The organism is Aneurinibacillus sp. REN35 (genome assembly GCF_041379945.2).
Classification (GTDB): Bacteria; Bacillota; Bacilli; order Aneurinibacillales; family Aneurinibacillaceae; genus Aneurinibacillus.
The window spans coordinates 203,538-219,855 of sequence record NZ_JBFTXJ020000005.1 but is presented as its reverse complement, the minus strand read 5'-3'; the positions used below and the strand labels follow the sequence as shown (position 1 = coordinate 219,855).

The window sequence follows — 16,318 nt, the reverse complement described above, 5'->3', positions numbered from 1 at the left end:
AGAATAATACAGGCCGCTTTTATGAAGTGAAATTGGTGTAAAGGTGGCATAATAAAGAACAAGGACAAGACATGGAAGAGATAGAGAGCAGGCGGCTCTAACCTCCAATTTTTTCGGAGAAGGTGAAGCTATGGCTACAAAACATGAGCAGATTCTACAACATATTGAGGAATTAGAAGTTGGAAGCAAGATTTCAGTTCGCCAAGTAGCGAAGGAACTTGAAGTGAGCGAAGGTACGGCATATCGCGCAATCAAAGACGCTGAAGCCCAGGGGATGGTGAGTACCATCGAGCGGGTTGGCACTGTGCGTATTGAAAAGAAGAAAAAGCAAAACATTGAGAGACTGACGTTTGCTGAAGTTGTTAACATCGTAGATGGACATGTGCTTGGCGGTCGGGAAGGCTTGCACAAAACATTGAATAAATTCGTTATTGGCGCGATGAAGCTTGAAGCGATGATGCGGTATGTGGAAGCGGGCAGCTTATTGATTGTAGGCAACCGCTATCAAGCCCATAAGCTTTCCCTGCAGCATGGGGCAGCAGTACTTATTACCGGCGGATTTGATACGAGCGAGGAAGTGAAGAAGCTGGCTGATGAGCTGCAGATGCCGATCATCTCCAGCAGTTATGATTCATTTACGGTAGCTACGCTGATTAACCGTGCAATTGATGACCGGTTAATTAAGAAAGAAATTATGATGGTTGAAGATATTTTGATCCCGTTAAAGGATGCGTACTATCTAAACAGCAATCATACTATTGGGGATTGGCACCGGTTTGTCGAGACGATTGGACACGGGCGTTTTCCCGTAGTGGATGAGAGCATGAAGGTACTTGGGGTTGTAACAACGAAGGATATTGTCGGACATGAGCAAGACATGCCGATTGAGAAGGTTATGACGAAAAATCCAATTACCGTTATGGCTCGCGTCTCGGTCGCTTCCGCAGCACACATGATGGTATGGGAAGGCATTGAGATGCTGCCGGTTGTTGATAATCATCGCCGTCTGTTAGGTGTGATTACACGCCAGGATGTTCTTAAAGCCCTGCAGTATATTCAGAAGCAGCCGCAGATGGGTGAGACGTTTGCGAATCAGATTATGAATCGTTTTCGTGAGGTTAAAGGTGAAAACGGTATTTATTTCCGGGGTGAAGTAACTCCGCAGATGACCAATCACCTTGGGAATATTTCGAGCGGGGTACTGACAACGCTTGTATCCGAGTCAGGCAGCCATGCGCTTAGACAGTATAAGAAAGGTGACATGGTTCCAGAGAACATTACCGTGTACTTCCTTAAACCCGTACAGATTGAGAGTACGATTGAGATTCATCCGCGTGTGCTTGAAGCAAGCCGGAAGTTCGGAAAAGTGGAAGTAGAAGTATACCATCAAGGAACGCTTGTATCAAAGGCGATGATGACAACGCAGGTTATCGAAAGATAGTGGAAAAGGAACGTGGTTCTAAAAAAATAAAGCGGACATGCTCCGCTTTATTTTTTTTCGCCTTGATCCTTTTGTATTCTCATGAAGTAGCGTAAGTTGCGAATGCCCATGATCAGATTTACGCCCCCGATTAGGAGAAAGACAATACCGATGATGATACGAATCGTATCAACCCTGTCGAATGTCAATTGATTAAATCCGACGCCAAGCAGAAATATACCCATAGCGACATTCATGCGCGACTGATAAATGCGCGCCTTCACACCGGGCTGGCTGCGCCAGGTAATGGCGTAATAGAGCGCTACTGTAGCAGAAAGGATAAGGATAACTGTGAGAATAGCCGTCAATGCAGGAACTCCCTTCGATGCGATATCGTTTCTATTTTCGCATCGTTTTTCAAAAAGTACAATCACCCTCTGTTTTTTTCATAGAAAAAGCGATGGTACTCCGCTTCTATAAAGAGTATACCATCGCTTATGTGTATATTACATTTCCTGCTGCGTCTTCTCGCCAGTAGCGGGGATAAACCAACAGCCTAATGAGGTTTTATCAACATGGACATCAAGATTTTCTTCTTTGATGTAGCGTTCCATTAGATCGGTAACTTCCTGTGTTTCAGAAAAAGCGGAGAACCCATTTTTCAATTTTTCGACTTTGGCACGTGCCATTTCTCTTCGACTAATGACCATACGAATTCCTCCTTTTTCTTATTATTTTACTAAAAACTGTTTTTATTTGCGAGCAAAAGAACGCTATGGCCTTTGTTCCTGTACTTTGATATGCAGATGTAGCGATGGTGAGATGACAAGAGTGGAGAGATGGAGCGAATAAATCCGATTGTCGAGCGTATATTTGCGCTCAGCCACCATCACCATAATACCTTCATGGAAGCCAGCTACATAATCCAACGGCTTTCCTCTAAGAAAGTATAAGTCCTTACTAAGTTTTTTTTTGAGTTCAGCTTCCACAAATTCGTCGTCTGCCGAAAGATGGAGTTCAATATCTTTTACCACCTTTTTATCTTTTTGAATCAAATTATGCTCCAGTTTTTTGTATTCGAGAATTTCTTCTGCATATTCGACATTTTGCTGCTCTAATTTACGAATCTTCACATGCAGCCTGTCCACTTCGTCTCCTACAAGCAATAAAAGAACGCACATGCCGAGCAGGAGACCTAGTACAAATAAAAGAATGAAACGGATCGAGCGCCGCCAGTAGGCGCCAGAAGGCACTCTCATGATGCTTCCCCATTTACGAGCCAACGAATAAGCCGTGTGCCGGTATCGGCACCAATAAATGCGCTTACGATAAATATAATTTGCTTAATAACCGGAGACATATTCCCTTCTGCAAAAATGCGTTCGATTTGCATAAATGAATCGAATGTACCGCCGAGAGCGCCTACCATGCCCCAAATTTTAAGTTTAAGAGCCAGTTCTTCCATTGTATGAAAAGGCGGTTGTCTGGTAAGAAAGGCTGCCAAGCCGCCCAGTAGAGAACCACCCAGTACGATTCCGAATGCGATGAAGAAATATAGTGACATTTTGCTTGCCAGGTAGCCGATCAACATTTTACTCATATGCACACCGTCCTCTCCTCAAAGTACCTTATGTCCACATATATGAAGGACAAGAGAAAAATATGAAAAGAGAACGTTTGTTTCTATGTTGCGCTACAGGTTATAATAAAAGGAAGGATACGAACAGGAGGAAGATGATGGAGACGGGATCTTTTGTGCATTTGCATGTGCATAGCGAATACAGCCTTTTGGAGAGTACGGCGCGTATTCGTCCGCTCGTGCAACGAGCCAAGGAACTGGGAATGAATGCGCTTGCGCTTACGGATACTTCAGCAATGTATGGAATTGTACCTTTCTATAAGGCCTGTCGTGAAGAAGGAATTCGGCCCATTCTAGGCTGTCAGCTGCAGGTGGCCGCCAAGCCTGCAGACAGGGAATGGGATCGGGAGGAGAAGGGCTCAACCCTCGTGCTGCTTGCAGAGAATGAGAAGGGATATCGCAACATGATGCGCCTCTTGTCCCAAGCACATCTTACAGGCAGGCATCGTCCGCTTCTGGCTAAAGAAGAATTGCGCGACAATACAGAAGGAATTATTGCGTTAAGTGGAGCAGGAGACGGAGAAGTAGGCAGGCTGCTTGCCGATGGACAGATGGAAAAGGCGATAGAGACTGCACGAGAATATAGCATACTATTTGGGGAGACGAATTTTTTTCTGGAGATTCAGGATCATTTACTAGAAGAACAGAAGATAGTAAACCAGCGGATGACTGATATAAGCCGCATGACAGGAATCGGGTTGGTAGCTACGAATAATGTTCGGTATTTGTATGAAACGGATGCGCCGGTACTCGATGTTCTTCGCTGTATCGGAGAAGGAAAGACGATGGAAGATGCGGAGCGTCCGGTATATACGACGCGTGAATACTATTTGAAGAATGCAGATGAGATGAGCGAGCTGTTTATTTTTCTGCCGGAGGCAATTGAGAATACGGTTCGTATTGCAGAGAGGTGCAATGTAGAGCTAATGCTAGGCCAATCGATTTTGCCTGTCTTTCCACTGCCGCAAGGGCGAGAGGCTAATGAGTATTTGCGCCAAGTATGCGAAGAGGGGCTTTTGCGTAGGTACGGCACCGAGGTGGAGACAGTGGTACGAGAGCGCCTTGCTTATGAGCTTGGTGTTATTTCTCGAATGGGGTTTGCAGATTACTTCTTAATTGTATGGGACTTCATTCGCTACGCACGTGAGCAGGATATTGCGGTAGGCCCTGGTCGCGGCTCGGCTGCGGGGAGTCTGGTTGCTTATGTGCTTCAGATTACGGATATTGATCCGGTAGCACATAAACTTCTATTTGAACGCTTTTTAAACCCGGAGCGAATCAGTATGCCGGATATTGATGTGGATTTTAGCTATGAGCGCCGCGATGAAGTCATTGAGTATGTGGTGAACAAATACGGCAGAGATCATGTAGCCCAAATTATTACCTTCGGAACGATGGCCGCGCGTGCAGCTATCAGAGACGTGGGGCGAGCGCTGAACATTCCGCTTGCGTCGGTTGATCGTATCGCGAAGTTAATTCCCTCAGAACTTGGTATTACGCTAGAGCGGGCGCTGCAGAAAAGCAAAGCACTGCGCCAGATAATCGAAGAGAATCCACAGGCAGAGAAGCTGATGCAGCTTGCCCAGGCTGTAGAAGGTCTGCCGCGCCATGCTTCCACTCACGCAGCTGGCGTCGTGATCTCCCGTGATTCGCTCACCGAATACGTACCACTGCAGCAAGGACACGACGGCCATGCGCTAACGCAATATGCGATGGAAGCGCTAGAGGAGGTCGGTCTGCTTAAGATGGATTTTCTCGGACTGAAAAACTTGACATTGCTAGAGCAGGCGATTCGTGCCGTACGAGAGCAGGAAAAGATCGATATTGATTTATCAAGCCTACCGCTTGATGATGAGCGTACATACCGCATGCTCTCTGAAGCGGATACAGCAGGGGTATTTCAGTTGGAGTCGCCAGGCATGCGCCATGTACTTCGAGAGGTAAAACCTTCGACATTTGAGGATATTGTAGCCGTACTGGCACTGTTTCGACCTGGCCCGATGGAGTTTATTCCAGACTTTGCGAAAGCCAAGCACGGGAAGAAGGAGGTTACGTATCTTCATCCTGTGCTGGAGCCGATTTTACATGAGACATATGGCTTTATTTTATATCAGGAGCAGATTATGCAGATCGCTTCTAGCGTCGCGGGATTTACACTCGGAGAAGCTGATATTCTGCGTCGTGCTGTATCGAAGAAAAAACGGGAGTTGTTGCAGGAACAGCGCGAAAAGTTTGTCGCAGGTGCCACCGCGCAGGGGTATGAGAATAAGCTGGCGAATCAGCTCTATGATATGATTGTGCGCTTTGCTGATTATGGGTATAATCGCAGCCATAGTGCTGCCTATGCGATGATTACGTATTATATGGCATATTTGAAAGCCAATCACCCGGTTGCGTTTTTGGCTGCACTATTAACGATGGCGCAAGGAAATGCGGAAAAAGTAGCGGAATATGTGGAAGAGTGCAAGCGCCGTTCCATTCCTGTGCTTGGTCCTGATGTAAACCGAAGCGCGGTGGATTTTACAGTGGAGGATGGAAGCATTCGATTCGGCCTTGCCGCTATTAAAAACGTTGGTGTACAGGCGATTCGTCGTATATTGGAAGAGAGAGAGAAGCGCCCGTTTGATAGCCTGGCTGATTTCTGTCGTCGTATTGACCCGCGCATCTGCAATCGTCGCGTGCTTGAGGCACTCATTAAAAGCGGTGCGATGGATGTTTTTTCTCATAATCGGGCCGCCTTGCTAGAAGGAATGGATGCGGCATTGGATTGGGCTCAGCGAATGCGCCGCCGTGAGGAAGTCGATCAGATGGATTTTCTTATGGACGAGAAGACTATGGCGGATGAAGCACCGCCTCTTCTAGTGGAATGTCCTGATTTTCAACAGAAAGAAAAGCTGCTGCAGGAGAAAGAATTGCTCGGATTGTATTTATCAGGCCATCCACTTGATGCGTACCGTGCGGTGTGCGAACGCTTTTCGTTTCTGCCCTTAAGCCAGCTTGGACAGATGAAAAATCGTCAGGCTATTCATCTTGCCGGTATGGTGGTCGGAGTTCGTACCATTACAACCCGCAACGGCCAGCCAATGGCTTTTGTGCAGCTTGAGGACCGGACATCACGTATTGAAGTGGTCGTATTCCCAGGTGTGTATCACCATGCTGCCGATGTGTTGGTGAAAGGTGGACTGCTTGCTGTGGAAGGCAAGGCAGATCGAAAAGGCGAAGAGGTGAAGTGTATCGCCGATCAGATAAAAGAGCTTGCTGAACTTGAAGGGGTATTGGATGAGCCTAAGCCCTCGCCGATCGTATTCATCAAAATAGAAGCCGGCCTTGAGGCGGATGCTGCACGCCTTCAGCATTTGCAGCGAACGCTTCGAGAAAAGCCGGGGGAAAGCCCGGTGATCCTCTATTATGCTGCCACACGACAATCAGTTCAGCTTGCGGAAGAGTACAATGTACGAGCAGAAAGTGAAATAGTTAGAAATATTGAGAAAATTGTGGGAGAAGGTTTGGTTATTATCAAAAAACGGTAATTTCATACGAAAAAACGTCCAAAAGCGGCCTTTATCTGGTTTACAGATTGGCCGCTTTTGATATAATGGGGTAATAATAAATGAAGTGGTCAGACCACTTCGATATTCGGGGTCGAAAGAGAGAAGGAGTTGTGTGAAGAGTGTCAAATATACGTGAACAAGCATTGAAGCTTCACAGGGAAAGCCGAGGGAAAATTCAAGTAGAGTCCAAGGTAGCATTAGAAGATGCCAATGATTTAAGCCTTGCCTATTCACCGGGAGTAGCTGAGCCATGTAAAGACATCTTTGATGATCGGAACAAAGTATATGAGTATACAGCTAAAGGCAACATGGTTGCGGTAGTTTCCGATGGCTCGGCTGTATTAGGACTTGGCAATATCGGTCCTGAAGGTGCGCTTCCGGTCATGGAAGGAAAAGCCGTACTTTTCAAGTCGTTTGCAGGTGTAGACGCATTTCCGATATGCTTGAACACGCAGGATCCAGAGGAGATTATTAAGACAGTCAAATACTTGGAGCCAACGTTTGGAGGCATCAATTTAGAGGATATTGCTGCTCCGAATTGCTTTGAAATTGAAGAACGCTTGAAAAAGGAATTATCCATTCCTGTATTTCATGATGATCAGCACGGTACTGCTATTGTGACTGCCGCAGGGCTTTTGAATGCGCTCAAGATTACTGGCAAGAGGATGGAAGAGATTTCTGTTGTTGCCAATGGTGCAGGTGCTGCGGGGATTGCTATCATCAAGCTACTGCTTTTTATGGGTGTAAAGGAAGTTATCATGTGCGATTCCAAAGGAGCCATTTACGAAGGACGTCCGTTTGGCATGAATCCGATTAAGGATGAGATCGCGCGGATTACCAATCAGCACCGGATAGAGGGTACGCTGGCGGATGTACTTAATGGAGCTGACGTATTTATCGGTGTATCGGTGGCGGGTTCTCTGACACCGGAGATGGTACGCTCGATGAACGAACATCCGATTATTTTTGCGATGGCCAATCCGATTCCAGAGATTATGCCTGAAGTCGCCAAAGAGGCGGGGGCAGCTGTCATTGGAACAGGCCGCTCTGATTTTCCAAATCAGGTCAATAACGTACTGGCCTTCCCTGGAATTTTCCGAGGTGCGCTTGAAGTCATGGCAACCGATATTAATGAATCCATGAAGCTGGCTGCTGTAAATGCGATCGCTGAACTGGTTAGCGATGCAGAGCTATCTTCTGACTATATTATTCCTTCTCCCTTTGATCGGAGAGTAGCGCCGCATGTGGCAGCATCAGTAGCTAAAGCCGCTATGGAAACAGGCGTAGCACGCCGGGAGATCGATATTGAGCAGATGAAAGAAGACATGCTAGCTGCCATACAAGTATAGGTGACAGTTTTCAATATGGTAAAAAGGAGGAAGTATTCCTCCTTTTTTTGGCGCGGAAAAATATAAAAGAGCAAGCAAGGTGAGGGACGTGTCAAATTTGCCTGAACAGCGTAAGGTCTATCAGGAAATTCTGCTGGAGATTAATCGAATCATTAAAGAAGACGGACTAAAACCGGGAGATAAGCTTCCATCCGAGCGCGAGTTGTCTGAGCGACTTCAAGTAGGGCGATCCTCCGTACGGGAAGCGCTTCGGGCATTAGAACTTCTCGGGTTAATTACGACGCGCAGGGGAGAAGGTACATTCCTCCAGCATTATCGGCATAACCAACTTATTAATCTAGTTGGAGCGTACATTCTAAAGGATTTCAAAACCAGAGGCGACTTGATCGAGATGAGAAAAATACTCGAAATCGATGCAGTGCGCCTAGCGTGTCAGCGAGCTAATCAAAGACACTTTGCCGAGATGGAGCGCATCATTCTCCAGGGAGAGGAGCGCATTCGGGAAGGTGAAGTACCTACGGAAGAGGATTATCTTTTCCACCGGGCCATTTGTCGCTCAAGCCGTAATTCAGTTCTGCACCGGATGTGGGTTCCTCTCATCGAATACAGTCAATCTGTGCGGGAAGAGTCACTCGCCCGCACGGGGCGGGCTGAAGAAGGGTTTAGAGAGCACCGGGCCATTCTTGAAGCCATTCGGGCGGGAGATGAAGAGGAAGCAGTGAGCCGTATGCGAAGCCATTTGGAGAACAGCATATTGTAGCGATCCCGATATGTTAGAGAGAAGCGGAAGTTTTTGCAAAAAAGGGGTAGAATGGTGGTAGACAACATACATTTGTAAGGAGGATGAGCCGGGATGTGGACGGTCATCTATATCGCCCCAAGCGCCAAAATTGCAGAACGAATTCAAGATAAGCTTACAGGGGAAGGATTCCTTGTAAAAGTTCGTCAAGCCGGTATCTCCAAGCAGTACGAAATTCTTGTTCCCGCAGGAGAAGTAAATGAAGTACAAGAAGTACTCAGTACGATTCTGCATTGAAGCTGTAGCCTTAAGAGAGGTGTATTGTGTTGTTAAAAGACATTTTTTATAAAAAACGCCGTTATGCGACCGTGCGAACTGAACAAGGACAAGTTCAGGATGAGAAGGCAACGGTAAAAGAAGTGCCGGAAGGGCTGATGACGAAATGCCCCACATGCGGCACGATTGCATACGCAAAAGAACTCGAAAAAAATCTAAAGGTGTGCCAAGGGTGCGGTCATCATTTCCCGATGACGGCCTTCGAGCGCATTGCCATGCTGTTAGATGATAGTCATTTCTTTGAATATGACAATGAGTTGCTATCGGCTGATCCGCTGAATTTTCCGGATTATATGCCTAAGCTAGAAAAAGACAAAGAGAAATCAGGGCTGTCGGAGGCGATCGTTACAGGCGAAGGTACAATAAAAGGCTATCCGGTCGTCATCGCTGTTATGGATTCCCGCTTTCGTATGGGAAGCATGGGCTCTGTCGTAGGAGAGAAAATTACCCGAGCGATCGAGCAGGCGATTGAGAAAAACTATCCGTTTCTGCTTTTCTCCGCTTCCGGTGGAGCACGCATGCAGGAAGGAGTTCTTAGTCTGATGCAGATGGCGAAAACAAGCGCAGCGCTTGCTAAGCTGAATACAGCAGGCGGGCTCTACATTTCTGTTATGACCCACCCGACCACAGGCGGTGTCTCGGCAAGCTTTGCATCGCTTGGTGACTATAACTTTGCGGAGCCGGGTGCTTTGATCGGCTTTGCGGGCCGCCGCATTATTGAACAGACCATTCGTCAGGAACTGCCGGAGGACTTTCAGACGGCTGAGTTTCTTTTAAACAAAGGCCAGCTTGATAAAGTAATCCCTCGTAAAGAGATGCGTGATACAATCGCTAAAATTCTTGATATGCATACGGTTAGGAGGGAAAAGTAATGGCCGGAGAATTATCTTTTGAGAAACCCCTCCTTGAATTAAATGCAAAAATTGAGGAGCTTCGCAAATTTACGGAAGAAAAGGATATAGATTTTACCGATGAAATTGTAAAATTAGAAGCGAGAGCAAAATCGTTGGCGCAGGACATATACGGCAATCTGACGCCATGGCAGCGGGTGCAGCTTGCAAGGCATCCGGAGCGCCCTACTACGCTTGACCTAATCAACGCTTTATTTACGGACTTTATTGAGCTGCACGGAGACCGTTTATACGGAGATGATGCAGCTATTGTAGCAGGCATTGCGAAGTTTAACGGTCGTCCTGTCACAGTAATGGGACATCAAAAGGGTCGGGATACGAAAGAAAACATCGCACGCAATTTTGGCATGCCGCATCCGGAAGGATACCGTAAAGCGCTGCGTCTTATGCAGCAGGCAGACAAATTCAACCGCCCGATCATCTGCTTCATTAATACAACAGGTGCTTATCCGGGTAAGGCAGCAGAAGAGCGGGGGCAGAGTGAAGCAATTGCCCGCAACTTGCGTGAGATGGCATCATTTGGGGTACCGATACTTTGTGTTGTAGTTGGTGAGGGCGGCAGTGGCGGCGCACTTGCTCTTGGTGTTGGGAATAGGCTGCTTATGCTTGAAAATGCCTTTTATTCTGTTATATCCCCAGAAGGCGCAGCCGCGCTTCTATGGAAGGATGCAAGTCAGGCACAGCGTGCAGCTGAGACGATGAAGATTACCGCTCATGATCTGCATGAACTGGGTGTGGTAGATGAGATTGTGCCTGAGCCGATTGGCGGCGCCCACCGTCATCTTGCACAAACCGCAGCTTCCTTGCGTACAGTACTGGCTGCACATCTGGGTGAATTGAGCAAGATGGGAAGGGACGAATTAATTGCCGACCGCTACGAGAAGTATAAATCGATAGGACGGTATGCAGCTTTCACAGAATCTATCTAGGAGGTCCGCAAACTATGCGAAAAACGAAGATTGTATGTACTATTGGTCCTGCAAGTGAGTCGATTGAAACGTTAAAAGCGCTAATGGAAGCAGGAATGAATGTGGCGCGACTAAACTTTTCTCACGGCTCTCATGAAGAGCACGGTGCACGTATTACCGCAATTCGTCAAGCGGCATCAGAACTTGGTAAGAATGTGGCGATTCTGCTGGATACGAAAGGGCCGGAAATTCGCACAGGCGTGCTGGAAAAACCATCCGTAGAGCTTGTAGAAGGCGAAACAATTGTGCTGACAACAGAGGAAATTAAAGGGGACGAGCGGCGTGTTTCGGTAACGTATGATGGTCTGCCCAATGATGTTCAACCTGGCTGCACCATTCTAATCGATGACGGTTTGATTGGTCTTGAGGTTGAGAAGGTGGAAGGTACAGAGATTTATTGTCATATCCGAAACGGTGGAACATTAAAAGATAGAAAAGGCGTAAATGTACCGGGTGTACAGATCGGACTGCCAGGCATCACAGAAAAAGATGCGAGCGATATTGAATTTGGCATCCGTCAGGGCATTGACATGATTGCCGCTTCGTTTGTCCGTAAAGCGGAAGATGTACTTGAAATTCGTGAAATTTTAGAGCGGCACCATGCTGATATTCATATCATCTCCAAGATTGAGAATCATGAAGGGGTGAATAATGCCGCTGATATTCTTGCGGTATCTGACGGTTTGATGGTTGCACGTGGTGACCTTGGTGTCGAAATTCCCGCTGAGGAAGTCCCGCTGGTTCAAAAAGAGTTAATTCGCCGTTGTAATGAAGCGGGTAAACCGGTCATTACGGCGACACAAATGCTGGATTCGATGCAGCGCAATCCGCGCCCGACTCGAGCAGAAGCAAGCGATGTTGCCAATGCGATCTTTGATGGCACAGATGCGATTATGCTATCGGGCGAAACGGCAGCAGGTAAATATCCGATCGAAGCGGTTCAAACGATGAAGCGGATTGCTGAGCGTACGGAAACAGCGCTTTCGTATCGAGAGATTCTTCATACAAATTCCGTGAAGAAACAAACGGTCATTCCTGATGCGCTCAGTCAGGCTGTTGCGAATGTGGCCTTTGATCTGGATGCATGCGCGATCATAACGGCAACAGAGAGCGGGCATACGGCACGGATGGTGTCCAAGTTCCGACCAAAAGCGCCGATTGTTGCTGTAACTCCTCATCCGCACATTTGCAGAAAGCTTGCGCTTGTCTGGGGAGTGATTCCATTGCAGAGCGAACCGACGGATAATACGGATGAGATGCTTGATATTTCCGTACGTACGGCTGTGAATTCAGGTGTGGTTAAGCGCGGCGATCTCGTGGTCATTACAGCGGGTGTTCCTGTGCGTGAACCGGGAACGACGAACCTTTTGAAGGTGCATATTGTAGGCGATGTAGTCGCACGAGGCCAGGGCATTGGTCATAGCGCCGCAACCGGTAAAGTACTGCGGGTGCGCGATGGCTCGGAAAAATTCCCTGAGGATGGTTCGAATGTAGTCATCATTACCAAAGGAACGGATCGCGAGATGATGCCGTTAATTGAAAAAGCGAGCGCTCTTGTTGTTGAGGAAGGCGGATTGACATCCCATGCAGCAGTTGTTGGTCTAAACCTGGGTATTCCCGTTGTCGTCGGGGTAGAGAATGCAACCCGGTTGTTCGAAGACGGGGATGAAGTAACGGTTGATCCGTCTAGCGGACGCATCTATGCCGGCTTCGCTCGGATTCTGTAAAGGTGTATAGCAATGGAGCAGCAGGGGAAATGGTTTGAGACAACGGTGCGGGTTCGCTACCAGGAAACCGATCAGATGCAGGTTGCCTATCATGCCAATTACTTAATTTGGTTTGAAGTCGGCAGAACAGAGATGATCCGGCAAATGGGATTCTCATATCGAAGGTTTGAGGACTTAGGATTTATGCTTCCCGTAACAGAGGCTAACGTCAAATATAAAAAATCAGCTCGATATGATGATGAAATCATGATTCGCACGAAGGTAATTCATTGTGAAGGTGTTCGGCTACAGCTTGGATATGAAGCACTGCGGCTACCGGAACACGATCTTCTAGCCTCAGGTGAGACGCACCATGTCTGGACATCGACGGATCTAAAGCCTGTGCGTCTTAAGAAGCAGATGCCTGAATTGTATGAGATGATGAAACAATATGAATGGTAGGAGAAAGGAGGAGAAGACATGATGCGTATTTTACTTGTTGTATTGCTCGTGGTTCCTATACTGGAGATATGGCTTTTGATAGCTGCAGGAAATGGAATCGGCTGGATTCCTACCTTGCTGCTGTGTGTTTTTACCGGAGTAGCGGGTGCCTGGCTTGCAAAGCGCCAAGGGCTGCAGATATTTCAGTTAGCCCAAATGCAACTCAATCGTGGTCAAATACCCGGTGAAGCACTGCTGGATGGTATCTGTGTCTTTGCTGGTGGCCTTCTCCTCCTAACACCCGGCTTTTTTTCTGATTTTCTTGGTTTTTTCTTATTGATTCCGTACACTCGCAGCATTGTTAAGCTATTTTTCAAACGATGGCTGCACAAGCGAATTCAGACCGGACAACTAAATGTGTTTACGTTCAACCGTTTTAATCGTTTCTAACGAATAAATGTAAAAAGGGGCTGTCCAGAAAGTCGATTTTTTGACTTTTGGACGCCCCTTTTTATGTTCAAGAACGTTGATGTATCAGTGTTCTTGATTTTTAAATTGGAGGGAATTTGCCCTTTTCGGACAGCCCCTTTTTTGTGCTTTCTATACTGGCGGCGTGCCTTTAATAAACAGCCATGCATCACGGAACACTCCAGCACTGCGCAGTGCATTGATGACGACAAGAAGAACCGGACCGAGAATCAGGCCGAGGAAGCCGAACAGTTTTAGGCCGACAAATAGGGCAATGAGTGTAAGTAGTGGATCAAGGCCCACATTGTTCGCTACGATCTTGGGCTCCATAATCTGCCGCTGGACAATGACAATCGCATAAAGAATGCCAAGTCCAATCGCTAAGCGAAAATCACCTGCAAAAATTGCATAAGTGATCCATGGGACGAAGACAGCGCCTGTGCCTAAATACGGCATTAAATCCACCAACCCGGTAAGAAGCCCGATCGATACGGCATACGGTACGCCCATAATAAGCAGACCGATGATAACAATGGTAGCAGTGATTGAGATTAATGTGAATTGCGCTTTGATAAAGCCAAGAAGCGCCTTGCGTAAATCTTCTGCTACGCGAGCTCCCTTTTGTACGAATTCAGCCGGTATCGTACTTTTGGTTTTCGCTCCGATCTTATGATAGTCCTTGCTAATAAAAAATGCTGATAGCACAGAAATCACCAATACAGTAGCGGTATTCGGGATGGAGCTTAGCAGATTGCTAATTCCCCCGAGAAAGGTTTTGGTAATATTTGTGCCTGCCTGAGCAATTCTAGTCATTGCCTTTCCCACATTTTCCTGTATCTTTTCTTTGAAGCTGGCATCGAGCGAGCTGTACAAATTAACAAAGCGGTCATACAGACTCGATTGCAGACTTCTTGATAGGGAATTTTTGGCGTAATTGGAAAGCTGGTCAATGTAGATTGGCAGCATTTCAAGTAACTTACCGATCTCAATGATCACTTGTGCTACAACTACAGTAACGATGCCGACTAGTACCAAAATGACAATGGAGAGCACCAGACTTACCGAAAGCCAACGTGGCCAGCGTGCTCGCTGCTCAAGCAGATCTACCGGACGATTAATGACGTACGCGATGATGAAACCGATAAGAAACGGATACAATAATGGGGTAAGAAAAAACACAAGCTTATACGCAATATAAATACCCCCAATGATAAGGAGAAAGCGCAGTACTTGGAATACCCGGTGATACAGCAGTAGTGTGTTCATTTCAACCTCCTCTGTTATGATCGAACAGGATTAGCACTTTCGTAATTTTCAATTTTAGGTTATGATAATTGTGGACAAAAAAGCAAGATTTTGTGTACGTTGTGGAATATTTCACATTTTTTTTAAGAAACATTCACAAACCAAATGAAATATTCTATAATTATTTCTGAAACCATAGAAGTATCCTCTCTCTTTTTTTTATGCCTTTATGGCTCCCTGAAAAGACGGAGGATATCTTCGAAAGAACGTCCGACAGATAAATTTTAGGGATAAAGGAGAGATAGTACTATGTCAGCAAAAGGATTAGAAGGTATTGTAGCTACTCAGTCTTCCATCAGTTCCATTATCGATGGAGTGCTTACATATGCGGGCATCAACATTGACGAGCTTGCAGAAAACGCTTCATTTGAAGAAGTGGTGTATCTGCTGTGGCACGGACGCCTGCCAAAAGCCGATGAACTGGCTCAGCTTAAGAAAGAGATAGCTGAAAACGCTGCAATTCCTGAAGATGTGATTGCGCTGTTAAAGACAAGCCCGGATGGCAATCACCCAATGGCTGTTCTGCGTACTGCAATATCTGCACTGGCTTTATATGATCCGGAAGCGCAGGATATGTCTAGAGAAGCTAACTTGCGTAAAGCTACACGTCTGCAGGCAAAAGTGGCGACTATCGTAGCGGCTTACCATCGCCTTCGCCAAGGAAAAGAAGTTATAGCTCCGCGCCAAGACTACGGATTAGCACAAAATTTCCTTTATATGCTGAATGGAGAAGAACCGGATCAAATCGCAATCGATGCACTTGATACGGCACTTGTGCTGCATGCTGATCATGAGCTTAATGCATCTACATTTGCAGCTCGTGTTACAGTAGCCACTCTATCTGACATTTATTCCGGCATTACATCTGCACTCGGCGCCTTAAAAGGACCGCTGCATGGCGGGGCCAATGAAGCTGTAATGGCGATGCTTGAAGAGATTAAAGATCCAGCAAACGTGGAAAGCTATATTGGTGAAAAGCTTGCACAAAAAGTAAAAATCATGGGCTTCGGCCACCGTGTATACAAAGATGGCGACCCACGTGCGAAGCACCTGTGCAAAATGTCCGAAAAATTAACGGGTATTACAGGTCAACCGCAGTGGTATGAAATGTCTGTGAAAATCGATGAGATCGTAACATCAGAAAAAGGACTGAAGCCGAATGTAGACTTCTATTCCGCTTCTGTTTATCACAGCCTGGGTATTCCACGCGATCTGTTTACGCCAATATTTGCGATTAGCCGTATGTCTGGATGGACAGCTCACATTCTTGAACAGTATGATAACAATCGTCTCATCCGTCCGCGAGCCGAATATGTTGGCCCGGTAAATACTCATTATGTTCCAGTTGACGAGCGCTAATACACATAAATAAGTTTAGGTGAGGGGTTACAGTAGGTATCCCCTTTCCTATATTCAATTATATTGTGCAGTTGGGGATATCCCCGCACGTTGTAATACATATTTTGGGAGGGGTACAAGGTGTCT

The 16,318-nt window shown here is 46.6% G+C and carries 16 protein-coding genes; 11 read left to right on the top strand and 5 right to left on the bottom strand.

Annotated features, from left to right (window positions below; genetic code table 11):
- Positions 1 to 130 precede the first annotated feature (130 nt).
- Entirely contained in the window at positions 131 to 1,441 is a 1,311-nt protein-coding gene (locus AB3351_RS12010; protein ID WP_371147388.1) for a DRTGG domain-containing protein, read from the top strand.
- A gap of 47 nt (positions 1,442 to 1,488) precedes the next feature.
- Here AB3351_RS12010 and AB3351_RS12005 read toward each other — a convergent pair whose 3' ends face one another.
- From AB3351_RS12005 to AB3351_RS11990, 4 genes are all read right to left on the bottom strand, one after another.
- Positions 1,489 to 1,788, bottom strand: coding sequence for a YtpI family protein (locus AB3351_RS12005; protein WP_371147387.1), 300 nt, complete (start codon positions 1,786 to 1,788; stop codon positions 1,489 to 1,491).
- Between the two features lie 138 nt (positions 1,789 to 1,926).
- A complete protein-coding gene (locus tag AB3351_RS12000) occupies positions 1,927 to 2,130 on the bottom strand; it encodes a hypothetical protein (protein WP_371147386.1) in 204 nt (67 codons plus the stop codon).
- Positions 2,131 to 2,193: 63 nt separating this feature from the next.
- Entirely contained in the window at positions 2,194 to 2,679 is a 486-nt protein-coding gene (locus AB3351_RS11995; RefSeq protein ID WP_371147385.1) for a hypothetical protein, read from the bottom strand.
- Positions 2,676 to 3,020, bottom strand: a complete 345-nt coding sequence (locus tag AB3351_RS11990; RefSeq protein WP_371147384.1) for a YtrH family sporulation protein — start codon at positions 3,018 to 3,020, stop codon at positions 2,676 to 2,678. The genes AB3351_RS11995 and AB3351_RS11990 overlap by 4 nt, the downstream gene beginning before the upstream one ends.
- 134 nt (positions 3,021 to 3,154) lie before the next feature.
- On the opposite strand from AB3351_RS11990, the gene AB3351_RS11985 reads away from it, so the two are divergent.
- The 9 genes from AB3351_RS11985 (at position 3,155) to AB3351_RS11945 (ending at position 13,510) form a co-directional block, all read left to right on the top strand.
- Complete coding sequence (locus AB3351_RS11985) at positions 3,155 to 6,589, top strand: DNA polymerase III subunit alpha (protein WP_458306039.1); 3,435 nt, start codon at positions 3,155 to 3,157, stop codon at positions 6,587 to 6,589.
- 140 nt (positions 6,590 to 6,729) lie between these two features.
- A complete protein-coding gene (locus tag AB3351_RS11980) occupies positions 6,730 to 7,959 on the top strand; it encodes an NAD(P)-dependent malic enzyme (RefSeq protein ID WP_371147383.1) in 1,230 nt (409 codons plus the stop codon).
- Positions 7,960 to 8,047: 88 nt separating this feature from the next.
- On the top strand, positions 8,048 to 8,719 hold the full coding sequence (locus AB3351_RS11975) for a FadR/GntR family transcriptional regulator (RefSeq protein WP_371147382.1): 672 nt from the start codon (positions 8,048 to 8,050) through the stop codon (positions 8,717 to 8,719).
- A gap of 93 nt (positions 8,720 to 8,812) precedes the next feature.
- Positions 8,813 to 8,995, top strand: a complete 183-nt coding sequence (locus tag AB3351_RS11970; RefSeq protein WP_371147381.1) for a glutamate decarboxylase — start codon at positions 8,813 to 8,815, stop codon at positions 8,993 to 8,995.
- Positions 8,996 to 9,024: 29 nt separating this feature from the next.
- Positions 9,025 to 9,906: an acetyl-CoA carboxylase, carboxyltransferase subunit beta gene (gene accD / locus AB3351_RS11965; RefSeq protein WP_371147380.1), complete on the top strand. Its 882-nt coding sequence runs from the start codon at positions 9,025 to 9,027 to the stop codon at positions 9,904 to 9,906.
- Complete coding sequence (gene accA, locus AB3351_RS11960; RefSeq protein ID WP_371147379.1) at positions 9,906 to 10,874, top strand: acetyl-CoA carboxylase carboxyl transferase subunit alpha; 969 nt, start codon at positions 9,906 to 9,908, stop codon at positions 10,872 to 10,874. Before accD ends, accA begins: the two co-directional genes overlap by 1 nt.
- Before the next feature lie 14 nt (positions 10,875 to 10,888).
- The gene (gene pyk / locus AB3351_RS11955) at positions 10,889 to 12,640 is read left to right on the top strand and encodes a pyruvate kinase (RefSeq protein ID WP_371147378.1); all 1,752 of its coding nucleotides are present in this window, start codon (positions 10,889 to 10,891) and stop codon (positions 12,638 to 12,640) included.
- Positions 12,641 to 12,652: 12 nt separating this feature from the next.
- Positions 12,653 to 13,081 carry an acyl-CoA thioesterase gene (locus tag AB3351_RS11950; protein ID WP_371147377.1) on the top strand — a complete coding sequence of 143 codons (429 nt, stop codon included), beginning with the start codon at positions 12,653 to 12,655 and terminating at the stop codon, positions 13,079 to 13,081.
- Positions 13,082 to 13,099: 18 nt separating this feature from the next.
- Complete coding sequence (locus AB3351_RS11945) at positions 13,100 to 13,510, top strand: FxsA family protein (protein WP_371147376.1); 411 nt, start codon at positions 13,100 to 13,102, stop codon at positions 13,508 to 13,510.
- Between the two features lie 150 nt (positions 13,511 to 13,660).
- Here AB3351_RS11945 and ytvI read toward each other — a convergent pair whose 3' ends face one another.
- Positions 13,661 to 14,794, bottom strand: a complete 1,134-nt coding sequence (gene ytvI, locus AB3351_RS11940; RefSeq protein ID WP_371147375.1) for a sporulation integral membrane protein YtvI — start codon at positions 14,792 to 14,794, stop codon at positions 13,661 to 13,663.
- Positions 14,795 to 15,082: 288 nt separating this feature from the next.
- Here ytvI and citZ point away from each other — a divergent pair, with 288 nt between their 5' ends.
- Positions 15,083 to 16,192: a citrate synthase gene (gene citZ / locus AB3351_RS11935; RefSeq protein WP_371147374.1), complete on the top strand. Its 1,110-nt coding sequence runs from the start codon at positions 15,083 to 15,085 to the stop codon at positions 16,190 to 16,192.
- Positions 16,193 to 16,318: the final 126 nt, after the last annotated feature.

Excerpts from the sequence above, each read along its gene's own strand:
- AB3351_RS12000 (WP_371147386.1), bottom strand. The coding sequence starts at position 2,130 with ATGGTCATTAGTCGAAGAGAAATGGCACGTGCCAAAGTCGAAAAATTG.
- AB3351_RS11970 (WP_371147381.1), top strand. The coding sequence starts at position 8,813 with ATGTGGACGGTCATCTATATCGCCCCAAGCGCCAAAATTGCAGAACGA.
- AB3351_RS11945 (WP_371147376.1), top strand. The coding sequence starts at position 13,100 with ATGATGCGTATTTTACTTGTTGTATTGCTCGTGGTTCCTATACTGGAG.
- AB3351_RS11990 (WP_371147384.1), bottom strand. The coding sequence starts at position 3,020 with ATGAGTAAAATGTTGATCGGCTACCTGGCAAGCAAAATGTCACTATAT.
- AB3351_RS11950 (WP_371147377.1), top strand. The coding sequence starts at position 12,653 with ATGGAGCAGCAGGGGAAATGGTTTGAGACAACGGTGCGGGTTCGCTAC.
- accA (WP_371147379.1), top strand. The coding sequence starts at position 9,906 with ATGGCCGGAGAATTATCTTTTGAGAAACCCCTCCTTGAATTAAATGCA.
- AB3351_RS12010 (WP_371147388.1), top strand. The coding sequence starts at position 131 with ATGGCTACAAAACATGAGCAGATTCTACAACATATTGAGGAATTAGAA.
- ytvI (WP_371147375.1), bottom strand. The coding sequence starts at position 14,794 with ATGAACACACTACTGCTGTATCACCGGGTATTCCAAGTACTGCGCTTT.
- citZ (WP_371147374.1), top strand. The coding sequence starts at position 15,083 with ATGTCAGCAAAAGGATTAGAAGGTATTGTAGCTACTCAGTCTTCCATC.
- AB3351_RS11995 (WP_371147385.1), bottom strand. The coding sequence starts at position 2,679 with ATGAGAGTGCCTTCTGGCGCCTACTGGCGGCGCTCGATCCGTTTCATT.
- pyk (WP_371147378.1), top strand. The coding sequence starts at position 10,889 with ATGCGAAAAACGAAGATTGTATGTACTATTGGTCCTGCAAGTGAGTCG.
- AB3351_RS11985 (WP_458306039.1), top strand. The coding sequence starts at position 3,155 with ATGATGGAGACGGGATCTTTTGTGCATTTGCATGTGCATAGCGAATAC.